The sequence below is a fragment of the Pseudomonas sp. PA15(2017) genome (genome assembly GCF_001945395.1).
Lineage (GTDB): Bacteria > Pseudomonadota > Gammaproteobacteria > Pseudomonadales > Pseudomonadaceae > Aquipseudomonas.
The window spans coordinates 1-20488 of record NZ_MSXV01000022.1 but is presented as its reverse complement, the minus strand read 5'-3'; the positions used below and the strand labels follow the sequence as shown (position 1 = coordinate 20488).

Annotated in this window: 20 protein-coding genes and 1 pseudogene; 13 read left to right on the top strand and 8 right to left on the bottom strand. The window is 63.4% G+C overall.

Features of this window, described 5'->3' with window-relative positions; all coding sequences use genetic code 11:
- Positions 1 to 10 precede the first annotated feature (10 nt).
- From BVH03_RS08255 to BVH03_RS08235, 5 genes are all read left to right on the top strand, one after another.
- Entirely contained in the window at positions 11 to 2284 is a 2274-nt protein-coding gene (locus tag BVH03_RS08255; protein WP_075960713.1) for a fatty acid cis/trans isomerase, read from the top strand.
- 171 nt (positions 2285 to 2455) lie between these two features.
- Positions 2456 to 3475 carry an acyltransferase gene (locus tag BVH03_RS08250; RefSeq protein ID WP_075960712.1) on the top strand — a complete coding sequence of 340 codons (1020 nt, stop codon included), beginning with the start codon at positions 2456 to 2458 and terminating at the stop codon, positions 3473 to 3475.
- 70 nt (positions 3476 to 3545) lie between these two features.
- Positions 3546 to 4130 carry a Fe-S biogenesis protein NfuA gene (nfuA, locus tag BVH03_RS08245; RefSeq protein ID WP_075960711.1) on the top strand — a complete coding sequence of 195 codons (585 nt, stop codon included), beginning with the start codon at positions 3546 to 3548 and terminating at the stop codon, positions 4128 to 4130.
- 196 nt (positions 4131 to 4326) lie between these two features.
- Positions 4327 to 5316, top strand: a complete 990-nt coding sequence (locus tag BVH03_RS08240) for a response regulator (protein ID WP_075960710.1) — start codon at positions 4327 to 4329, stop codon at positions 5314 to 5316.
- Between the two features lie 5 nt (positions 5317 to 5321).
- Positions 5322 to 6278, top strand: a complete 957-nt coding sequence (locus BVH03_RS08235) for a diguanylate cyclase (RefSeq protein WP_075960709.1) — start codon at positions 5322 to 5324, stop codon at positions 6276 to 6278.
- On the opposite strand, the gene BVH03_RS08230 is transcribed toward BVH03_RS08235, so the two are convergent.
- The 6 genes from BVH03_RS08230 to BVH03_RS08205 all read right to left on the bottom strand — a co-directional run bounded on the left by BVH03_RS08230 (position 6275) and on the right by BVH03_RS08205 (position 11794).
- A complete protein-coding gene (locus BVH03_RS08230; protein ID WP_256574658.1) occupies positions 6275 to 7438 on the bottom strand; it encodes an MFS transporter in 1164 nt (387 codons plus the stop codon). The genes BVH03_RS08235 and BVH03_RS08230 overlap by 4 nt on opposite strands.
- The gene (locus BVH03_RS08225) at positions 7425 to 7676 is read right to left on the bottom strand and encodes a DUF1272 domain-containing protein (RefSeq protein WP_075960721.1); all 252 of its coding nucleotides are present in this window, start codon (positions 7674 to 7676) and stop codon (positions 7425 to 7427) included. Before BVH03_RS08225 ends, BVH03_RS08230 begins: the two co-directional genes overlap by 14 nt.
- Entirely contained in the window at positions 7669 to 8679 is a 1011-nt protein-coding gene (locus tag BVH03_RS08220; RefSeq protein ID WP_075960707.1) for a GlxA family transcriptional regulator, read from the bottom strand. Before BVH03_RS08220 ends, BVH03_RS08225 begins: the two co-directional genes overlap by 8 nt.
- An 84-nt stretch (positions 8680 to 8763) precedes the next feature.
- Positions 8764 to 9789: a DNA topoisomerase IB gene (locus BVH03_RS08215; RefSeq protein ID WP_075960706.1), complete on the bottom strand. Its 1026-nt coding sequence runs from the start codon at positions 9787 to 9789 to the stop codon at positions 8764 to 8766.
- A gap of 278 nt (positions 9790 to 10067) precedes the next feature.
- Positions 10068 to 10337 (bottom strand): hypothetical protein, encoded by a 270-nt coding sequence (locus BVH03_RS08210; protein ID WP_075960705.1) that lies wholly within the window; start codon positions 10335 to 10337, stop codon positions 10068 to 10070.
- A gap of 377 nt (positions 10338 to 10714) precedes the next feature.
- Positions 10715 to 11794 carry a hypothetical protein gene (locus BVH03_RS08205; protein WP_075960704.1) on the bottom strand — a complete coding sequence of 360 codons (1080 nt, stop codon included), beginning with the start codon at positions 11792 to 11794 and terminating at the stop codon, positions 10715 to 10717.
- 129 nt (positions 11795 to 11923) lie between these two features.
- On the opposite strand from BVH03_RS08205, the gene BVH03_RS08200 reads away from it, so the two are divergent.
- The 4 genes from BVH03_RS08200 to BVH03_RS08185 are packed head-to-tail and all read left to right on the top strand — an operon-like array spanning position 11924 to position 14535.
- Positions 11924 to 12232 carry a PepSY domain-containing protein gene (locus BVH03_RS08200; protein ID WP_075960703.1) on the top strand — a complete coding sequence of 103 codons (309 nt, stop codon included), beginning with the start codon at positions 11924 to 11926 and terminating at the stop codon, positions 12230 to 12232.
- Positions 12232 to 12546 (top strand): PepSY domain-containing protein, encoded by a 315-nt coding sequence (locus BVH03_RS08195; RefSeq protein WP_075960702.1) that lies wholly within the window; start codon positions 12232 to 12234, stop codon positions 12544 to 12546. The genes BVH03_RS08200 and BVH03_RS08195 overlap by 1 nt, the downstream gene beginning before the upstream one ends.
- A 1-nt stretch (position 12547) precedes the next feature.
- The gene (locus BVH03_RS08190; RefSeq protein ID WP_075960701.1) at positions 12548 to 13216 is read left to right on the top strand and encodes a response regulator transcription factor; all 669 of its coding nucleotides are present in this window, start codon (positions 12548 to 12550) and stop codon (positions 13214 to 13216) included.
- Positions 13213 to 14535: a sensor histidine kinase gene (locus tag BVH03_RS08185; protein WP_075960700.1), complete on the top strand. Its 1323-nt coding sequence runs from the start codon at positions 13213 to 13215 to the stop codon at positions 14533 to 14535. The genes BVH03_RS08190 and BVH03_RS08185 overlap by 4 nt, the downstream gene beginning before the upstream one ends.
- 88 nt (positions 14536 to 14623) lie before the next feature.
- On the opposite strand, the gene BVH03_RS08180 is transcribed toward BVH03_RS08185, so the two are convergent.
- Positions 14624 to 15220 carry an NADPH-dependent FMN reductase gene (locus BVH03_RS08180; protein ID WP_075960699.1) on the bottom strand — a complete coding sequence of 199 codons (597 nt, stop codon included), beginning with the start codon at positions 15218 to 15220 and terminating at the stop codon, positions 14624 to 14626.
- Between the two features lie 400 nt (positions 15221 to 15620).
- Between BVH03_RS08180 and BVH03_RS08175 the strand changes: the two genes are divergently transcribed.
- From BVH03_RS08175 to BVH03_RS08165, 4 genes and pseudogenes are all read left to right on the top strand, one after another.
- Complete coding sequence (locus BVH03_RS08175; RefSeq protein WP_075960698.1) at positions 15621 to 16937, top strand: Na+/H+ antiporter family protein; 1317 nt, start codon at positions 15621 to 15623, stop codon at positions 16935 to 16937.
- Between the two features lie 112 nt (positions 16938 to 17049).
- A pseudogene (locus BVH03_RS27170) lies at positions 17050 to 17619 on the top strand (cache domain-containing protein); the annotation flags it as partial.
- A 33-nt stretch (positions 17620 to 17652) separates the two neighbouring features.
- The gene (locus tag BVH03_RS27165) at positions 17653 to 18732 is read left to right on the top strand and encodes a methyl-accepting chemotaxis protein (RefSeq protein ID WP_371915347.1); all 1080 of its coding nucleotides are present in this window, start codon (positions 17653 to 17655) and stop codon (positions 18730 to 18732) included.
- A 97-nt stretch (positions 18733 to 18829) separates the two neighbouring features.
- Complete coding sequence (locus BVH03_RS08165; protein WP_075960696.1) at positions 18830 to 19894, top strand: AI-2E family transporter; 1065 nt, start codon at positions 18830 to 18832, stop codon at positions 19892 to 19894.
- A 135-nt stretch (positions 19895 to 20029) separates the two neighbouring features.
- Here BVH03_RS08165 and BVH03_RS08160 read toward each other — a convergent pair.
- Positions 20030 to 20488: transposase (locus BVH03_RS08160; RefSeq protein ID WP_143485918.1), on the bottom strand; the 459-nt coding region annotated here is incomplete at its 5' end.

Sequence of the window (20488 nt, the reverse complement as noted above, 5' to 3'; positions counted from 1 at the left end):
AACTCGCCCCATGTGCCGTCGGCTGCTGTTGACTCTCTGCCTTTTGATCAGCCCACTGGCAATGGCCCAGGATATTTCCTACAGCCGTGACATCCAGCCGATCTTCACGCACAACTGCGTGGCCTGCCACGCCTGCTATGACGCGCCATGCCAACTGAACCTGGGCAGCGGCGAGGGCGTCGAGCGCGGCGCCAGCAAAGCACCGGTCTACGACGGCACGCGCACCCATACGCAAGCCACCACGCGACTGTTCATGGACGCCCACGGCGCGCCAGCCTGGCGTCGCAAGGATTTCCATTCGGTGCTCGAGCAGCAGGGCGGTCAGGCGGCGCTGATGGCGCGCATGCTCGAACTCGGCCACGCCACGCCGCTGCCGCCCAACAGCAAGCTGCCCAAGGACCTGGACATCAGCATCGAACGCGCCAACCAGTGTGCATTGCCGGACGAGTTCGCCGACTTCGCTGGCAAGAACCCCATGGCCGGCATGCCGTTCGCCGTCACCGGCCTCACCGAGCAGGATTACCAGACCGTACAGCGTTGGCTGCAGCAAGGCGCGCCGGTCGACGAGCAAGCGCTGCAGGCCAGCCCGGCCGAAGCCCGCCAGGTCGCCGACTGGGAGCGTTTTCTCAATGCCGCGGGCAATGAGCAAGGGTTGGTCAGCCGCTGGCTCTACGAGCACCTGTTTCTCGCCCATCTGTATTTCGATGGGGGCGAGGCCGGGCATTTCTTTCAGTTAGTGCGCTCGCGCACGCCCAGCGGGCAGCCGGTGGACATCATCGCCACCCGGCGCCCCAACGATGACCCCGGTACGGCCTTCTATTACCGGCTGATGCCGATCCAGGGCGTAATCGTCCACAAGACCCACATTACTTATCCGCTCAGTGCCGCCAAGCTGGAACACGTGCGCCAACTGTTCTTCGGCACCGACTGGCAGGTGGATTCGCTGCCGGGTTACGGTGTGCAGCACCGCTCGAACCCGTTCCTGGCGTTCGAAGCGATTCCTGCCCAGGCGCGCTACCAGTTCATGCTCGATAACGCCGAGTACTTCGTGCGCACCTTCATCCGGGGACCGGTGTGCCGCGGGCAGATCGCCACCGATGTGATTCGCGACAATTTCTGGGTGTTCTTCCAGGACCCGCAGCACGACCTGTACATCACCGATCCGGCTTATCGCGGCGCCGCCACGCCCTTGCTGGCGATGCCCGGTCAGCTCGACGAGATCGGTGATCTGCTCGGCTTGTGGCGCAGCTACCGCGACAAACGCAATGACTACGAGGCACTGCGCACCGAAGGCTACGCCGAGGCGCCGGTACCTGGGTGGTCACAGATCTGGCAGGGCAACGACAACGCGCTGCTGTCGATCTTCCGCCAGCACGACAGCGCCTCGGTGCGCAAAGGCCTGGTGGGCGAAATCCCGCAGACTCTCTGGTGGATGGACTATCCGCTGCTCGAACGCACTTACTACCATTTGGTGGTCAATTTCGACGTGTTCGGCAACGTCTCGCACCAGGCGCAGACCCGTCTGTACTTCGACCTGATCCGCAATGGCGCCGAACAGAACTTCCTGCGCCTGATGCCGGCCGATTCGCGCAAGGCGATCTTTGGCGACTGGTACCAGTACAGCGGCAAGCTCAAGGCGTGGATGGACTACTACCCGCTGGACCGGAAAACCCCGAGCGGCCTGGCCCTGGGCAGCGATGATCCGAAGCGCCAGTTCGCCGAACAGCTGCTGCAGCGCTTCGCCGCACTCGACGCCCGCCCCGACCCGATCAATCGCTGCGGCGGCGAGCACTGCTATCGCGATGGCCTGCCGGCCGAGTTGCGTGAGGCCGAGCAGGCGTTGAGTCGCCTGGCGTCGAAGCCGGCCGCGCAACTCAAGGTGCTCGAGCAACTGCCGGAAACCACGCTGCTGCGGGTCGAGGGGGGCGGTCGTCGCGAGGTCTACAGCCTGCTGCGCAACCGTGCCCACAGCAACGTCGCCTTCATGCTTGGCGAAGAACTGCGCTACCAGCCGCGCCTCGACACCCTGACCGTCTACCCCGAGGTGATGAGCAGCTACCCGAACTTCATGTTTTCGATGCCAGCCGCTCAGGTGCCGGACTTCGTGGCGGCCATGGAGCAGGCCGGCGATGCGGCCGCCTTCGAGAAGATCGTCGAGCGCTGGGGCGTTCGCCGCACTCACCCGCAGTTCTGGCAGTACTTCCATGACCTGACGGCGCATATCCGCGAGCACGAGCCGATAGAGGCCGGCGTGCTGGACATGAACCGCTACCAGAACCTGTAACCCGCGCCCCGGCTCTCGCCACTTGCCGCGAGAGCCGTGATGTAACAGTACCCGGATAACGCTTCGCCAATTCATCCGATCTTTCTCTCGCCACTGCGGTCGGACGCTGTGGCAGCCGATTATTGACGGCTGTCCGGTATCGGTTTCAACAAGCGGGAGAGTGGCGGTTCTATGCTGATTTCAGTGCAGGCACTCCGGGCATTGGCTGCCTGGGTAGTGGTCTTTCACCATGTCATGCAGGTGTTTTTCGATTTCAAGGCCGAGAGCTTCATGGGCCATCTTTTTTCCGACAAGGGCGCCGTGGGTGTCGATATCTTCTTCGTCATCAGCGGCCTGGTCATCTACCTGTCCACCCAGGGCAAAACCATCACGCCGTGGCGCTTCATGCTCAACCGCGCCCTGCGCATCGTGCCGGCCTACTGGCTGTACTCGCTGATCGCCGCGCTGATCATTGCCTTCGCTAACCCGGTGATGCCCACCCAAGCCTTCGATCTGCATCACCTGATGCTGTCGCTGCTGTTCATTCCTGCGGAAAATCCGGCGGGTTTCGGGCTCTATCCGACGCTCAACGTCGGCTGGACCCTGAATTACGAGATGTTCTTCTACCTGCTGTTCGCCCTGGCCTTCGTGGTTCCGCAGCGCCTGCGCCTGCCGTTCGTCGCGGTGATGCTGATGATCTTCGGCCTGCTGGCGACCCAGCCCTGGTTGAGCAACTTCTACCGCAACAGCATCGTCTACGAATTCCTGTTCGGCGTGCTGCTGGGCATGGTCTACAACCGCGGCTGGATCCGTCAGGGGCTGTGGGTGCCGTTGCTGGTGATCGCCGGCTCGCTGCTGGCCATCTACCACTTCGACAACACCATGCGCCTGCTGCATTGGGGCGTGCCGAGCGCGCTGATCGTCGCGGCCTGCATCGCCATGGAACCGTGGTTCAAGGGCAACCGCCTACTGGCATGCATGGGCGACTGCTCGTATTCGGTCTACCTGCTGCACGTGATCATCCTGTCCCTGGGCTGGTACCTGCAGGCCAGCCTGGATCTCAATCCCTATGTGGTCATCGTCGCCTGCATGCCGCTCATCGCCCTGGCTTCGTGGGGCAGTTACGAGCTGATCGAGAAGCGCTTTTTCGTCCAGGCCAAGGCGTGGATCAACGAGCGATCAGGCAAAGGCCAGCTCCAGGCCTTATCCTGAGTAAAATGGTAGGACTTTATTCGCGACGGCCATTTGGCGTACACTGCGCCCATGACCGTGAGGAGTTGCCATGAGCACCATTACCATTACCGATGCCGCCCATGATTACCTGGCCGACCTGCTGAGCAAGCAGAACACGCCGGGAATCGGTATCCGGGTCTTCATCACCCAGCCCGGTACTCAGTATGCGGAAACCTGCATCGCCTACTGCAAGCCGGGCGAGCAGAAGCCGGAAGACCAGGCCATTGGCCTGGCCAGCTTCACGGCCTGGATCGATGCCGTCAGCGAGCCGTTTCTCGAAGACGCCGTGGTCGACTACGCCACCGACCGCATGGGCGGCCAGCTGACCATCAAGGCGCCGAACGCCAAGGTGCCGATGGTCAATGAAGACAGCCCGCTCAACGAGCGCATCAACTATTACCTGCAGACCGAGATCAACCCGGGGCTGGCCAGCCATGGCGGCCAGGTCACGCTGATCGACGTGGTCGACGAGGGCGTTGCCGTGCTGCAATTCGGTGGCGGTTGCCAGGGTTGTGGCCAGGCTGACCTGACCCTCAAGGAAGGCATCGAGAAAACCCTGCTCGAGCGCATTCCCGAGCTCAAGGGCGTACGTGACGTGACCGACCACAGCAATCGCGAAAACGCATATTACTGATCACGTCCAGCAGGATGACAAGGCGACTTCGGTCGCCTTGTGCGTTTTGGCATGCTTCACTGCACGAAAGCGTTGGAAAACACCTAAAAGCGTGATGGCGTTCTGCTATAAGTGTCGGTAACACACCAGGGATCGCGTCGCTGCCGTACACTCGCTGCAGCCCAGCCGGATCAGGCCCACTTCTTGAGGCGTATCGATGCCCACCGCATCTCTTCTCGTCTGCGATGATTCCAACATGGCCCGCAAGCAACTGCTGCGCGCCTTGCCTGCGGACTGGCCGGTAACCGTCAGCCAGGCCGCCAACGGTGAAGAAGCGCTCCAGCAACTGCGCGCGGCTCACTTCGATCTCTTGCTGCTCGACCTCACCATGCCGGTACTCGATGGCTACGGCGTGCTTGCGGCGTTGAAGGCCGAGGGGCGTGCGCAGAAGGTCATCGTGGTGTCCGGCGACGTGCAGGAAGAGGCCATCCGCCGGGTCGAGGAACTCGGCGCCCTGGCGTTCCTGAAAAAGCCCGCCGACCCCGAGCTGCTGCGCCAGACTCTCGATCAGCTTGGCTTCCTGCACGTGGCAGCGGCGCCCGTTGCGGCGCTGCCCGAGCCCAGGGTGTCGTTTCGCGATGCCTTCCGCGAGGTGGTCAACATCGCCATGGGTCGCGCGGCTGCATTACTGGCGCGGGTGCTCGGGGTGTTCGTGCAACTGCCGATTCCCAACGTCAATATTCTCGAGGTCAGCGAGCTGCACATGGCGCTGGCCGATGCCCAGCGTGGCAATGGCCTGACCGCGGTGTGCCAGGGCTATATCGGCGAGGGCATCGCCGGCGAGGCGCTGCTGATCTTCCACGATTCGGAAGTGGCCGACATGGCCAAGCTCATGCAGTGGCAGGAGCACAGTCATTCATCCATGGAGATGCTCCTGGACATGTCCAGCATCCTCATCGGCGCGTGTCTGAGCGGCATCGCCGAGCAGCTCGACGTGAGCTTCTCCCAAGGCCACCCACAGATACTCGGCGAGCACGCCTCCATCGACGAGCTGATCCGCATCAACAGCCAGCGCTGGCGCAAGACCCTGGCCGTCGAGGTGAGCTACAGCATCGAAGGCCACGACATCCACTTCGACCTGTTGCTGCTGTTCACCGAGGATTCGGTGTCGCTGCTGACCAACAAACTCGCCTACCTGATGGAATGAGCCGCATGGCCGAGAGCATGGATTTAAACGATTTCCACTGGCTGCTGGCCATCGTGCAGAGCATCGATGTCGGCGTGGTGGTGCTCGACCGTCAGTACCGCGTGGAAGTATGGAACAGCTTCATGGAGAACCATTCCGGGCGTACCGCGCGGGATGCGGCCGAGCGCTCGTTCTTCGAGCTGTTTCCCGAGGTCGATGAGGTGTGGTTTCGCAACAAGGTGGAAAACGTCGTCACCCTGGGTACGCCGGCCTTCACCATCTGGGAGCAACGGCCTTACCTGGTGCGCTTCAAGAATTACCAGCCGATCACCGGGCTGGAAGACTTCATGTACCAGAACACCACCATCCTGCCGCTGGTGGCCACCAACAGCAAGATCGAGCACCTGTGCGTGATCGTCTACGACGTGACCGGCGTGGCGGTGAACAAACGCCAGTTGCAAGCCATGAGCGATCAGTTCAAACACCTCTCGCGTACCGACCGGCTGACCGGGCTGAACAACCGTGGCCACTGGGAGGAGGAGCTCAAGCGCGAGCATGCCCGTCACCGTCGTTATGGCAGCAGCGCGGCCCTGGTGATCTTCGATATCGATCATTTCAAGAAGGTCAACGATACCTACGGCCACCAGGCCGGCGACACGGTGATCCAGAGTGTCGCCAAGGTGCTGCGCGAGCAGTTGCGTGATACCGACATCGCCGGGCGCTATGGTGGCGAGGAGTTCGTGGTGCTGCTGCCGGATGTCGATGCGGCGGGCGGCCGGGTCTTCGCCGAACGTTTGCGCCTGACCGTCGAGCGCTTGCAGGTCAGCCACGAGGGGCAGGTGATTCCCTTCACCATCAGCCTCGGTGTGGCCGACCTCAGCGAGCCCAGCCACGATCATCAGCAGGTCATCCAGTGGGCAGACCAGGCACTCTACAGCTCCAAGCGCAACGGCCGCAATCAGGTCACGGTGTTCGGCATCTAGCTGGCCGCCGGTGCCCTGGTTGCAGGTCGGGCCAGCAGCGCGAGCAGGGCGATCGCCAGTAGCGGCAGCATGGCCAGGTTGATCTGCGCCCAACCCAGCCCGGTGATCAGCGCACCGGACGCGAAGGCCGCGCAGGCGGCGACGCTGCTATTGGTCAACTCCATGAGCCCCTGGGCCTTGCCTCGTTCGTCGGGCTCGTGGGCCGTGGCCAACAGGGTGGTGCCGGCAATCAGTATCAGGTTCCAGCCGATGCCCAGCAGCAGCGAGGAAACCAGGAAGTAAGCCTGGCTCTGCCCGCTCAATCCGACCAGCGCGCTGCCGCCGAGCGTTGCAATACCCAGCAGGGCCACTGGCCGGCTGCCCAGGCGATCCACCAGTGGGCCGGCGATCAGCGCAGGCAGGAACATGCCCAGCACATGCCACTGGATCACCCCGGCTGCGCTCTCCAGGGGCAAGCCGCAGAAGCTCATGGCCAACGGCGTCGCGTTCATCACCAGAATCATCAGGCCGTTGCCAATGGCGGTCACCGCCAGCGCAGCGCGGATCGCCGGGCGCGCCAGCAGGCTGCGCAAGTCGCCTCGCGGCGCGACGCTGATGGCGCCCACGCGCAGGGTGCTGAGCAACAGCAGGCCAAGCAGCGCCAGGCCGGCCAACAGCACGTAGGCGCCCACGAAGGGCGTGTTCAGCGCGTTGCGCGCCCACAGCGTAAGGCTCGGCGCGATCAGTGCGGCAAAGATGCCGCCAGCGATCACCCAGGCAGCTGCGCGCCCCTTGTAGACCGCGTCCACCGTCTCCAGCGCCGCAAAACGGTAATACGCGGCGGAGGCCTGATAGACGCCGGTAACCAGCGCGCCGAGGCAGAACAGGAAAAAGTCGCCGAGCCAGACGCCCAGGGCGCTGGTCAGGCCACCGAGTATGCCGGCTGCGGCGCCCAGGGTCAGGCCGGGCCTGCGGCCATGGCGCTGCATGAACAGCGACAGCGGGTGAGTCGCCAGCAGGTTGCCGAGCACCAGCAACGCCAGGGGCAAGGTGGCCAGCGCGTTGTAGGGCGACAGTTGCAGGCCGATCAGCGCGGTGAGGGTGATGCCGATCAGCGAGCAGCTCCAGTACAGCGCCTGGGCCAGAAACAGAGTCAGCAGGGCCCGGTTACGAATCAGCAGCATTGCATCCTCCTGCCCTGAGCACGCGCAAGGTCGAGGGCGGGTTGGTCGGCAACTTGGCGGCCGGGCGAATCGGCCGACGCACCAGTTCTCCCGCGCAGTTCGGGCAGCGGCCCCTGAGGTGCGTATCGGCGCACTGGCTGCAGTAGGTGCATTCGAACGAGCAGATACGCGCGTCGAGAGAGTTCGGTGGCAGATCACGGTCGCAGCATTCGCAGTTGGGGCGTAGCTCAAGCACGGCCGATCTCCTGGCCGAAACGTTCGGCGTATTGCTGAGGGCTGATAGACAGATGTTTGTGAAAGACTCGGCGCAGGTTCTCCGGGTGGCCGAAGCCGGTCAGGCGGGCGACGGTACTGATCGACGCCTGGGCGTCCTGCAGCAGACTGCGGGCCGCCTCCAGGCGTACGCGCTCCACGTAGCCGGCCGGCCCGCTGCCCAACTCCCTGGCGAAGACGCGCGACAGCGTGCGCGGCGTCATCCGCGCCCTGTCGGCCAGGGCCTCGAGCGACAAGTCGCTGCCCAGGTTGGCGGGAATCCACTCGAGCAACTCGGCCAGGCGTGGGGTGCGGCTCGGCTCTGGGGCGAGCAGGGCGCTGAACTGCGCCTGGCCGCCCGGGCGGCGCAGGAACATCACCAGACGTCGCGCCACCGCCAGCGCCGTACTACGCCCCAGATCCGCCTCGACCAGGGCCAGTGCCAGGTCGATACCCGCGGTGACGCCGGCGGAGGTGAACAGATGCTCGCTGCCATCGCCCGTACCAGGGGCGTAGGTGTGCAGGCAGTCGCTGTCGACCCGCAGCTTGCCGTCCTGGCGCAACGCGTCGATATCGGCCCAGTGAGTGGTCACTCGCCTGCCGTCGAGCAACCCGGTGCGGGCGAGAATCAGCGCACCGGAGCATACCGAGCCCAGGCGGCGGATATGGGGTTCGGCATCCCGCAGCCAGCTCAACAGCGGCTGGTTCTCGCATTGCCGGGCTTCGCCCGCGCCGCCGGGAATCAGCAAGGTATCCAGGCTGGCGGGATCCACATCGCGCCAAGCGGCATCGGCTATCACGCCCATGCCGGCGGAACTGTTCACCGGCCCAGGCTGGTCGGCAAGCATCAGCAGCCGGTAGGCATCGCTCAGGCCCTGGCGATTACGCTCGACGTTGGCGGAAGCGAATACCTGCAGTGGGCCGATTACGTCCAGGCTCATGAAGTCCGGGTAGATCAGCGCGGCGATACATTTGCGGTCGTCCATAGCGGCCCCTCGTGATAGAGGAGGCCAGTGTGGGCAGAAACGACTCTGGCGGCAATGACATCAATCCCACGGATCTTGCCACCTTCAGGCAGCCGGCAGTTTCTCCAGAAAGCGCATCAGCAGGCTTTCTTCGCTGCGCAGCCCCTTGCGAGCGGCCGCCAAGCGCAGATCGGAGAGTTCACCAGCGTGAAAGGCCTCGATCAGTGCCGGATGGATGTAGCACTTGCGGCATACCGCCGGCGTGTTGCGCAGCTCTTCGGCGACCTGCTTGACCATGCCGACCACGTGCTTCTTGGCCGAACTTTCCGGCTGCCACTCCAGTTCACGCAGCAGTGTCAGCGCCAGGGCGCTGCCGGCCCAGGTGCGGTAATCCTTGGCAGTGAAATCCGCGCCGGTGAGCTCGCGCAAGTAGTTGTTGATGTCCGTCGAGGTCACCGTATGGCGCTCGCCGTTGGCATCCAGGTACTGGAACAGATGCTGGCCCGGCAGCTCCAGGCAGCGGCGGATGATGCGAGCCAGGCGACGGTCGCTGACCTCCACCTCATGCTCGATGCCGCTCTTGCCACGGAAATGGAAGCGGATGGCGCTGCCTTGTACCTCGACATGCCGGTTGCGCAGGGTAGTCAGCCCGTAGGAGCGGTTCTCCTTGGCGTAGCGCACATTGCCGATACGGATCAGCGTGTTGTCGAGCAGCGTGATCACGGTGGCCATGACCTTTTCGCGACCATGCTCGGGCAGCAACAGGTGCTGTTCGATCGTCTGGCGCAGCTTGGGTAGCGCCTTGCCGAACAGCAGCAGGTTGGCGTACTTGTCGGTATCGCGCACCTCACGCCAGCGTGGGTGATAGCGGTACTGCTTGCGGCCCCGGGCATCGCGGCCGGTAGCCTGCAGATGGCCCTTCGGGTCGGAGCAGATCCATACGTCTACATAAGCCGGCGGTATCGCCAGGGCATTGATGCGGGCAATTTCCTGGGCATCGCGAATGCGTTCGCCATCCGGCTTGAAGTAGCAGAACTTGCCGCGCAGCTTGCGGCGAGTGATGCCGGGCGCGCGATCGTCGACGTAGTGCAGGTCGTTGGGCAGTTCGGGCGTAATCGACAGGCTGGCCATCACGGTGCGCTCCCGATCATGCAGCGGCCAGGCATCAGAAAACCATCGGCCGCGGATATGACAGCGCGATACGCGAGGGGCGGCAGAATCAAGAGGGGGGTTTGCATGCCGGTCAGCTCATGACAACAGTTAAAGACTTAGCCCGTTGAATAGCACGGGAAGTTCAGACTTTAACGGATGCGACGGCGTGAACGGATAAACGCGGGGAGGGGTTTAAAACGATGAGACAAGTTGCCACACCCGAGGGTGCGGCAACTGGCAAAACAAGTACCGTGGAGTTATTCCGGCATGCTCCAGGGAGCGAGATCGAAGCCCTTGCTGCTGAGCTCGTCACGGGATTTTTTCAGGGCCTTGGCCAGCGCCTGAGGATCGCTGTAGATGCTGCTGGTCAGTTGTGCGCGATCAATCAGCGGCGTGTTGGTGCGGTCGACGATGGTCAGGTTCAATACGCCTGTACCGTCCTGCGGCGCCCAGGCCACGCAGTGGAAAGGTTGAAAGGCGCGATCGGCAATCAGCAGTGCATCATTGAAACGCAGCGAAGCGTTCATGGGGTCGGTTCTCCGAGGGTTTCCCAATGATTCATAGTGTCAGCGAGCTTGTTCAACGCTGACGTTCCTAGCTGTTGATGGTTCGATGAGGCCTGCAAGTCACATCCGAATTAATTAATTTTCAAAAAAACTGAAAATCATCTTGTGAAGTTGACGGGCATCAACGTTTTCAAAGGTGGCGGCACGCCGGTGGGTCGTCTACATAATGTTTGACCACCGAAAAATTACATCAACACCCAATAGGAAAATGGCCGTGCTGATCAGTTCCGTTAAGTTCAGGTTCTTTATTAACGGGGACAGTCTCTTAACTTGCTTGAAATAACCTGTGGCGGTTTTCTGACTGCCGTCGTAGACGCCCGGCGATGGCCCGCGAAGCGTTATAGCGCGACCAGCCGATCGGCCAGGTGACCCGTCTCGGTCAGTTCGAGAAATTCGTCGCCCATGCGCCGGCTTTCGTCCATGGCCTGGCGCCAATAACGCTCGCGCCCGGCGTCGTCGCTCAGAAAGCGGGTGAAATCCTTGCGGTCCGGCAGCTTGCCGTAGGGCAGACGTGCCAGGTAGTCGCGCGAAGGCGCGAGCAGCAGGACGTCCTGCAGGCGTATGGCGTCGCCACGGCGCCACGGCATGCCCTTGTAGAACCAGCCGGGGATGATGCGATCGGTGAAGTGCGGGTAAAGCACCACGTCATCGCCGCTGTAGGGCAGGTCGAGGTGGTAGTCCAGCAGGCCGCCGTCGCGGTAGGTGCCCGGGCCCGCGCCGGGAATGTCGCGCACGCCCTGCATCACGAAGGGGATCGAGCCGGAAGCCAGCAATGCATGGCGCAGATTGCCGACATCCAGGGGTAGGCAACGCGAGGGGAAATCGGTCAGCGGATGCAGCGGCGGCGCCAGGCGTGCGTCATGCAGGATCACACGCTCGAAATGGCGGGCCAGGCGAGGGCGGCCGAGCAGGTTGCTGCCGATCACCGACGACAGCCCGAGCCGCAGTGAGCGACGATCATCCTCGGCAAGGCGGCCATGGCTCTTCACCACCACGATGTTGAGCCGGTAATGGGCGTTGTCGAGCACGGCAGCGTCCTGCTGCTGCAACAGCTCGTCGAGCATGCGCGCGCAGCGTTCGCTTACCTCGGCGATGCTCACGCCCTTGGCGAAACGCATACCGGTATACAACTCGCCCAGGCGCTGCAACGCCGTGGTGGGGTCAGGCAGACAGGCGCTGGCGAAACGCCAGGAGCCGATGGACGCGCCAATCAGCGAACGCTCGCGGGGCGCCCGGGCCAGCCAGTCGCCGAACAGGGCGATATCCAGGCCTTGAATACCTAGCGCCTTCGGCCCGCCGGCGGCGCCGGGCAGGGTGCCAACATCGGCGGGCTGCAGGCCGCGCTCGCGAATGCGCCTCAGGGCGCGTTGGCCGGCTTTCAAAGTTAGGGCAGGGAATTTGATCTGGATGGCGCTCATGCCGACCTCCGCTAGAGAAGCGCCAGTATAAGGGCGTGGCTCAGGCGGGTCTGTGGGGCAATTCAGGTTGAATTAAGTCGCTGCCCTTAACCTGATCACCGTCGAAACACGATTATTCAGGAGATCACCATGAAGACATTGACCGCTTTGTTCACCGTTGCCGCTCTCGCTGCCTGCGCTGGTATGGCCCAGGCCCGTGACCTGGGCCCGGATGAGGCGCTGAAGCTGCGTGACGCCGGCACCATCCAGTCGTTCGAAAAACTCAACGAGGCTGCCCTTGCCGCCCATCCCGGCGGTAAACTGGGCGATACCGAACTCGAGGAAGAATACGGCCGCTACCTCTACCAGGTAGAAATCCGCGACGCCCAGAACCAGAAGTGGGACGTCGAGCTGGATGCCACCAACGGCACCATCCTCAAGAACCATCAGGATGATTGATGAAAGGTAACCCCGTCATACGTTACATCTGCATCGTTTCGCTGGCCGCGCTGACCTGTGCGGCCAGCGCCCGTGATCTGGATCAGGATGAAGCGCGGGATCTGCGCCTGAGTGGCGTGATCCTGCCGCTCGACCAGCTGATGCGCGCCGCGCTGGAGCGTTACCCGGGCGCGACCCTGCTCGAAGCCGAGCTGGAAGAAGAAGACGATGTCTTCGTCTATGAAGTGGAGCTGCTGACCCGCGAGGGCGTGGTTCGTGAACTGGAGCTCGATGCCCACGACGGCAAGATCCTGAAGGATGAGGTAGACGACTGACATGCGCCTGTTGCTGGTTGAAGACCACGTACCGCTTGCCGATGAACTGACCGCCTCACTGACCCGCCAGGGCTATGCCGTGGACTGGCTGGCCGACGGCCGCGATGCCGTGTACCAGGGTGCCAGTGAGCCCTACGACCTGATCATTCTCGACCTCGGTTTGCCCGGCAAACCGGGGCTCGAGGTGTTGCAGGAGTGGCGCCAGGGTGGCCTGGTCACCCCAGTGCTGATTCTCACTGCGCGCGGTTCCTGGGCCGAGCGCATCGAAGGCCTCAAGGTCGGCGCCGACGATTACTTGACCAAACCTTTCCACCCCGAAGAGTTGCAGCTGCGCATCCAGGCACTGCTACGCCGTGCCCGTGGCCTGGCCAACCAGCCGCAGCTGCAGGCTGCCGGTTTGCACCTGGACGAAAGCCGGCAATGCGTCAGCCGTGGCGAGCAGGCCATCGAACTGACCGCCGCGGAGTTTCGTCTGCTGCGCTACTTCATGCTGCACGCCGGGCAGATTCTCTCCAAGAGCCACCTGGCCGAGCATCTGTATGACGGTGAGACCGAGCGCGACTCCAACGTCATCGAGGTGCACGTCAATCACCTGCGCCGCAAACTGGGCCGCGAGGTGATCGAAACCCGTCGCGGCCAGGGCTATCGGTTTACCGGTAGCGCCGCTTGAGGTCGATCCAGCGGCGCCTGAGCCTGGGGCTGATCAGCGTGCTGCTGATCATCGGCCTGTTGCTCGCGCAAACCTGCCTGTGGCTGTTCGACAGCAACCTGCGGCGCTACATGCAAGCCGGGCTCGAAGAAGAAGCGCAATCGCTGTTGATCGCCCTGGTGCGCGGACCCTCCGGCATTCAGCTCGACGAGTCGCGACTCAGTGCGGCCTACCAGCGGCCCTATTCGGGCCTGTATTTTCGGATCGACTTCAGCGACAAGAGCTGGCGTTCGCGTTCACTGTGGGACAGCGAACTGCAGCCCTCCGATGTGGACGGCCTGCAGCCTGAATTGCAGGACGGCCCGCAAGAGCAGGTGTTGGTGACCTTCCGTGGTGAATACCGGCGCTTCGGCCAGAACCTGACCATCAGCGTGGCGCGCGACTACACGCCGGTGCTCGACAGCTTCCGCCGGGTGCAGCGTATCGGCCTGGGCCTGGGGCTGGGCAGCCTGGCCCTGATCCTGTTGCTGCAGCGCCTGGCGGTCAGCCGGGCATTACGACCGCTGGAGCAGACCCGCATGCAGATCGCTCAGTTGCAGCAGGGGCAGCGCTCGGAACTGGACGAGCAGGTGCCCGAGGAACTGGAGCCGCTGGTCGAGCAGATCAACCATTTGCTGGCCCATACCGAGGAAACCCTGAGGCGCTCGCGCAATGCCCTTGGCAACCTGGGTCATGCGCTGAAGACGCCGTTGGCGGTGCTGGTCAACCTGGCCTCGCGGGATGAGCTGCGTGCCCACCCCGAGCTGCGCGACAACCTGCTCGAGCACCTGCAGCAGATCGAGCAGCGTATTGCTCGCGAACTGGGCCGCGCGCGTCTGGCCGGTGAAGCGTTGCCGGGCGCGCATTTCGATTGCCAAGAGGAGCTGCCGGGCTTGTTCGCCACCCTCGGCATGATCCACGACAGCGCCATCGAACTGAGCTGGCAGGCGTCACCGTCCGACCTGCGCCTGCCGCGCGATCGCGAGGACCTGCTGGAGCTGCTTGGCAACCTGCTCGACAACGCCTGCAAGTGGACCGACAGCCAGGTGCGCCTGCGCATCGAGCGTACCGACACGGCCTACGTATTGAGCGTCGATGACGATGGCCCGGGGATCGACAGTGAACGCCGCGAGGAGGTACTCAGCCGCGGCATTCGTCTGGATGAGCAAACCGCGGGGCACGGCCTGGGCCTGGGCATCGTGCGCGATATCGTCGATGCCTGGGACGGCACCCTGTCGCTGCACGACAGTGACCTGGGCGGCTTGCAGGTCAGGATCGAGCTGCCGCTGCGCGCGCGGTAGTCGCCTCTGAAAGCGCTTCCCGGGTTTCGCTACGCGCTACCCAGGCCACGGCTACGGGCGGATCACCGGGAGCCATCCGCCGCGTTGCCTACATGCCGTTGGTGAATGCCGGATCGCTGAGGTCGATGGCGGCGCGCACGGGTTTCAACGCTTCGCCGTACTTGGCCAGGATGTCCAGCGCGTAATCGATACGGGCGCGGATACGGCTGTCGTCTTCACTGGACGGTTGTTCGTCGTTGAGAACCTTGGTCACCGACCGGACGATCAGGTGCTCGGGCAGGTAGTTGACCCGGCAGTTCTTGTAGCTGGAGCTGCGCAGCTCGGCAATCGGGCTGCCGCCGCCGATACCCGACGACACCCCCACCAGCAGCCCTGGCTTGTGCGCCAGCTCGGCCTTGCTGGCATAGATGAAGAAGTTCTTGATCGCCGGCCCCGCCATGCCGTTCCATTCCGGGGCGATCACCACCACCGCGTCGGCACGTTGCAGGCGTGGGCCATAGTCGGCCCAGGTACCGGCGTCTTCGGCAGGCCACAGCGGCAGCGGTCCGGTGCCGAGATCGATGACCTGGCTAAGCTCGGCAGTGGTCTTGCCCAAGGTGATCAGGCGCTGGCGCAGGAACTGGGCCACCTTGGCGGATTGGCTGTCAGGGCGGCTTGAGCCAGCGATCAGAACGATATCGAGCATGGGATCCTCCGTTGATAAAGGACGTGAAGCTAACATCGGCGGTTAGCGCCGCAAAGGACGTTTGTGCGATTTGCTTAGAGCCTGTTCACGATCTTCATGCCGGGCTTTATCTATTTGACTGCAACGTGGCGGGAGCGGTCGGTGAGCAGAACACTTTTGTAGGAGCGGCTTTAGCCGCGAGCTCTTTGTTTGCCTTGATAAAAAGCTCGGGGCTAAAGCCCCTCCTACGCGTTACGCGAACGGCCGCTATCGCCTTGTAGCTGCCCGTACGCGATCGTGAACAGGCTCTTGGAATATTGCCGCTTGGTACCGGTGTCGGTTTTGACACCCAGGTCAGCTTGCGGCAGAGTGCGACGCTTTTTTGATTGCGCCGCGCTCGCGGTGATTCGAGGAGCCTTTCATGAACGCAGTTATCGCCGCCGTCGGCATCATGCTGATTCTCAGTCTTTGCCGGGTGCACGTCGTGGTGGCGCTGATCATCGGCGCGCTGGCCGGTGGCATGATCGGCGGCCTGGGTATGGACGGCTCGCTGGCGGCCTTCAACAAGGGCCTGGGCGGCGGCGCCACCGTGGCGCTGTCCTACGCCTTGCTTGGTGCCTTCGCGGTGGCGATCGCCAAATCCGGGCTGGCCCATGCGCTGGCCGACAAGGCGCTGACCCTGGTCGGCCGTCAGGACGAGCGTGGCGGCGGGGCACTGAAATGGATGCTGGTGGGCCTGCTGCTTGCCGTGGCGATCTCTTCGCAGAACGTTCTGCCTATCCACATCGCCTTCATTCCGCTGCTGGTGCCGCCGCTGCTGTACGTGATCACCCGCTTGCAGATCGACCGCCGATTGATCGCCTGCGTGCTGACGTTCGGCCTGATCACCCCGTACATGTTCCTGCCGGTGGGCTTCGGCAATATCTTTCTCAACGAGATCCTGCTCGCCAACGTGGTGCGCAGCGGGGTGGACGTGAGCGGCGTGAACGTCAGCCACGCCATGCTGATTCCGGCCATGGGCATGGTCGCCGGCCTGTTGCTGGCGCTGTACAGCTACCGTGGCAAACGCAGCTACGACCTGGCGCTGGTCGAGCGCACCGAGCGGGTGGAGGTCAGCTACAACCGACGCAGCCTGATCGTCGCCGGGGTGGCGGTGGCCATCGCCTTTGGTGCCCAGCTATGGCTCGACTCGATGATCATCGGCGCGCTACTGGGCTTCGTGGTGTTTTCCGCCTCGGGCATCGTGCGCTGGAAGGAAACCGATGACCTGTTCACCGAAGGCATGAAAATGATGGCGATGATCGGCTTCATCATGATCGCCGCCTCGGGGTTCGCCGAAGTGATGCGCGAAACCGGCGAGATCAAGGGCCTGGTGGACGCCAGTGCCGGCTGGATCGGCGACAGCAAGGGCCTGGGCGTGCTGATGATGCTGCTGGTCGGTCTGCTGGTGACCATGGGCATCGGCTCGTCGTTCTCTACCGTGCCGATCATCGCGGCGATCTTCGTGCCGCTGTGCGTGCAACTGGGCTTCAGCCCGCTGGCCACGGTGTGCATCGTCGGCACTGCCGGCGCCATCGGCGATGCCGGCTCGCCAGCTTCGGATTCGACCCTGGGCCCGACGGCTGGCCTCAATGTCGACGGCCAGCACAATCATATCTGGGACACCGTGGTGCCCACCTTCCTGCACTACAACCTGCCGCTGCTGGTGTTCGGCTGGATTGCAGCCATGGTGCTGTAGCAGGCGCAGTGTTCCGCTGGCTGCAGACGAGCCTCTTAAGGTTCGCTGGCGGCTGCCGATGACCTGAATAGAAGCCACCCTCTGGCTTTGCCTGGTCATAAGGAAAACAAAAATGCGCCTGACCTTGAAGTCCAAAGTCGTGCTGTTGGCCCTGGTTCCCGTGTTGCTGTTCGCCGTGGTGCTCAGTGGCGCCGCCGCCAAGGTGCTGTATGGCCTGGCGGAGCAGGAGGTCGCCGAAACCCGCGAGCGCTTGCTCGATGAGAAGCGCAACGAGCTGCAGAACTACAGCGCGATCGCCATGGGCGCCGTGCAGAGTCTGTACGACGCTGCGCCCGCCGGCGATCTGGAAAGCCGCAAGCAGGCTATCGTCATCCTGTCGAAGATCAAGTACGGCAAGGATGGCTACTTCTTCGGCCACGACTCCAACGTGGTGCGGCTGTTTCGCAGCGACAGCCCGGTGGATGTGGGCAAGAACCTCAGCGACCGGCGTGACGTCAACGGCGTGTTCGTGAACCGCGAGCTGGTGCGCGTCGCCAAGGACAACAGTTACTACGTCAATTATTCCTCGCCGCTGCCCGGCAACGAAGCGATTCAGGTGCCCAAGCTCGCCTACAGCTACTACCTGCCCAAGTGGGACATGGCGCTTGGCACCGCGGTGAACCTCGGTGGCGTCGAGGCGCAGATCGCCGAGGTGCGCGCCGGGATCGACCAGCGGGTGAGCACCATCATCACCAGCGTCCTGGTGATCGCGGCGGTGCTACTGGTGATCTTCGGCGTGGTCGGCGGCATCCTGGCCAACACCTTCCTGCGTCCGCTGCAGCAGATCAAGGCCAACCTCGACGATATCGCTGCGGGCGACGGCGACCTGACCAAGCGCCTGCCGGTCACCAGCCGCGACGAGCTGGGCGAGCTGGCCGGTTCGTTCAACCGCTTCGTCGACAAGGTGCACGGCCTGGTGCGGCAGATCACCGGAATGACCGGCCAACTGACCGAACTGGTCGGCCAGGTCGCCTCCCAGGCGCAACGCTCCGAACAGGCCATGGAGCGCCAGCGTCATGAAACCGATCAGGTCGCCACCGCCATCAACGAGATGTCCGCGGCCGCCCATGAGGTAGCCAAGAGCGCCCAGGGCGCTGCCGAAGCGGCGCAGCAGACCGACCGTGAGGGGCAGGCGGCCAAGCAGGTGGTGGATGGCAGCATCGCGCGCATTCATTCGCTGGTCGGCGACATCCGCGGCAGCGGCAGCTCGCTGGATAACCTGCAAAAGGATGTGCATTCCATCGTCAGCGTGCTCGACGTGATCCGCTCGATCGCCGAGCAGACCAACCTGCTGGCGCTCAACGCGGCCATCGAGGCCGCCCGTGCCGGGGAGGCGGGGCGCGGTTTCGCGGTGGTCGCTGATGAAGTACGCGCCCTGGCCAGCCGCACCCAGCAGAGCACGCAGGAAATCCAGGGCATGATCGACCGCCTGCAGAGCGGCACCCGCGATGCGGTCAATGCCATGCGCCAGTCCAGCGACGCCGGCGACATCACCAGTGAGCAGGCCAACAAGGCCGGTGCCTCACTCGATGCCATTGCCGGGCTGATCGGCACCATCAACGCCATGAACGCGCAGATCGCCAGTGCGGCCGAGGAGCAGACCGCGGTGGCCGAGGAGATCAACCGCAGCGTGCACCAGATCGCCGGCGCGGTGGACAGCGTCGCCGACGAAACCCGCCAGGGCGCCCAGACTGCACGCAGTCTGGCGCAACTCGGCCAGCGCCTGGAAACCCTGGTGCGCCAGTTCCGCATCTGACCCGTTCAGGCGAGCAGGGACGCTCGCTCGAATACACAATGCACTTTGTCGACTGCACGGGAGACTAACGGGCATATACCCCTCCTGTGATCCGGCCATGCAGACGATCTCCCTCGAAAAGAAAACCTTCATTCTCCTCCTCGTCCTGGTGACGATCGCCTTCATCTGGATATTGCTGCCGTTCTACGGCGCAGTGTTCTGGGCAGTGGCGCTGGCCGTGGTGTTCGCGCCGCTGCAACGGCGCATGGCGCAGCGTATAGGCGGGCGTGGCAACCTGTCGGCATTGCTGACCCTGATCGTCTGCCTGCTGGTGGCGATTCTGCCGGTTATCTTCATCACCTCGGCGATGGTCGCCGAGGGCACCAGCATCTACAAGCGCATCGACTCCGGCGAGCTGGACGTGGGCGCCTACGTGACCAGCACCAAGCAAATGCTGCCGCCGTTCCTGCAGCAGCAGATCGACCGCCTCGGTGTGGGCAACATGGACGACCTGCAGGAACGCATCACCAGTGGTGCCGCCGCCGGTAGCCAGTACCTGGCAACGAAAGTGTTCGCCATCGGCCAGGGCACCTTCGAGTTCGTGATCAGCTTCTTCATCATGCTCTACCTGCTGTTCTTCCTGCTGCGCGATGGGCAGGAGCTGGTGCGTGACATCCGCATGGCCGTGCCACTGGGCGACAACAACAAGCGCCGCCTGCAGATCAAGTTCACCCGCGTGGTGCGCGCCACGGTAAAAGGCAACATCGTGGTAGCGGCGGTACAGGGCGCACTAGGGGGCTTGATCTTCTGGGTGCTGGGCATCCCCAGCCCGCTGCTGTGGGGCGTACTTATGGCCTTCCTGTCGCTGTTGCCGGCGGCGGGTGCCGGCATCGTCTGGGCGCCCGTGGCGGCCTACCTGCTGCTCAGTGGCGATATCTGGCAGGGCGTGGTGCTGACCCTGTTCGGGGTACTGGTGATCGGCCTGGTGGATAACATCCTGCGCCCGATCCTGGTCGGCAAGGACACCCGCCTGCCCGATTACCTGATCCTGATTTCCACCCTGGGCGGCATGGCCTTGTTCGGCCTCAACGGCTTCGTGCTGGGCCCGCTGATCGCAGCGCTGTTCGTCGCCAGCTGGAACCTGTTCGCAGCGGGCAAGAAGACCGTCAGGCTGCCCGAATAACTTCCGGCTTCATCCCAAACGGCTGTCCTGCAGAGCGTGTGAAAACTCGCTGATGCAGGTAGTGATCCCATCAGACGCCCCGACATTGTTCGGGGCGTTTGCTTTTGTACGATTCGAAAGGTCGCGACCAACCTTTCAGGTGAGCAGCTCGATCATTCGCTGCGCACCCAGCACCTTGATAGCTCGCTTGAGGTTGTAGGCCTGTACCGCCAGTGACATTTCCGCACGCGCGCCACTGAAGTGACGCATCAGGAAACGGCCGTTGCCCATTATCCATTGTTTGAGATTGCCGAAGGGGTGTTCGACGATGCTGCGACGCCTGCTCATCATCTCAGGATGTTCGCTCATGCGACGCGTCATTCGCTCGAAGGCGGCCTCGTGGGCGTGATGCGTCAACAGGCGCCTGTTAGCCCGGGTGCATTGCGCCTTCAATGGGCACTGGGTGCAGTCCTCGACCTGAGCTGCATAGACTCGACTACCACGGTTGTGCTGTTTGAGTAGCAACTGCTTACCGGCGGGGCATTGGTAACAATCGCTTGAGTCGTCGTAATGGAAAGCGCTGCGATCAAAACACTGCCCATCGCCCTGGTTGTT

Bases quoted from the DNA above. Each gene is read 5' to 3' on its own strand.
- BVH03_RS08250 (WP_075960712.1), top strand. From the start codon at position 2,456: ATGCTGATTTCAGTGCAGGCACTCCGGGCATTGGCTGCCTGGGTAGTG.
- BVH03_RS08180 (WP_075960699.1), bottom strand. From the start codon at position 15,220: ATGCTCGATATCGTTCTGATCGCTGGCTCAAGCCGCCCTGACAGCCAA.
- BVH03_RS08200 (WP_075960703.1), top strand. From the start codon at position 11,924: ATGAAGACATTGACCGCTTTGTTCACCGTTGCCGCTCTCGCTGCCTGC.
- nfuA (WP_075960711.1), top strand. From the start codon at position 3,546: ATGAGCACCATTACCATTACCGATGCCGCCCATGATTACCTGGCCGAC.
- BVH03_RS08215 (WP_075960706.1), bottom strand. From the start codon at position 9,789: ATGGCCAGCCTGTCGATTACGCCCGAACTGCCCAACGACCTGCACTAC.
- BVH03_RS08205 (WP_075960704.1), bottom strand. From the start codon at position 11,794: ATGAGCGCCATCCAGATCAAATTCCCTGCCCTAACTTTGAAAGCCGGC.
- BVH03_RS08235 (WP_075960709.1), top strand. From the start codon at position 5,322: ATGGCCGAGAGCATGGATTTAAACGATTTCCACTGGCTGCTGGCCATC.
- BVH03_RS08190 (WP_075960701.1), top strand. From the start codon at position 12,548: ATGCGCCTGTTGCTGGTTGAAGACCACGTACCGCTTGCCGATGAACTG.
- BVH03_RS08195 (WP_075960702.1), top strand. From the start codon at position 12,232: ATGAAAGGTAACCCCGTCATACGTTACATCTGCATCGTTTCGCTGGCC.
- BVH03_RS08175 (WP_075960698.1), top strand. From the start codon at position 15,621: ATGAACGCAGTTATCGCCGCCGTCGGCATCATGCTGATTCTCAGTCTT.
- BVH03_RS08220 (WP_075960707.1), bottom strand. From the start codon at position 8,679: ATGGACGACCGCAAATGTATCGCCGCGCTGATCTACCCGGACTTCATG.
- BVH03_RS08165 (WP_075960696.1), top strand. From the start codon at position 18,830: ATGCAGACGATCTCCCTCGAAAAGAAAACCTTCATTCTCCTCCTCGTC.
- BVH03_RS08255 (WP_075960713.1), top strand. From the start codon at position 11: ATGTGCCGTCGGCTGCTGTTGACTCTCTGCCTTTTGATCAGCCCACTG.
- BVH03_RS08240 (WP_075960710.1), top strand. From the start codon at position 4,327: ATGCCCACCGCATCTCTTCTCGTCTGCGATGATTCCAACATGGCCCGC.
- BVH03_RS08210 (WP_075960705.1), bottom strand. From the start codon at position 10,337: ATGAACGCTTCGCTGCGTTTCAATGATGCACTGCTGATTGCCGATCGC.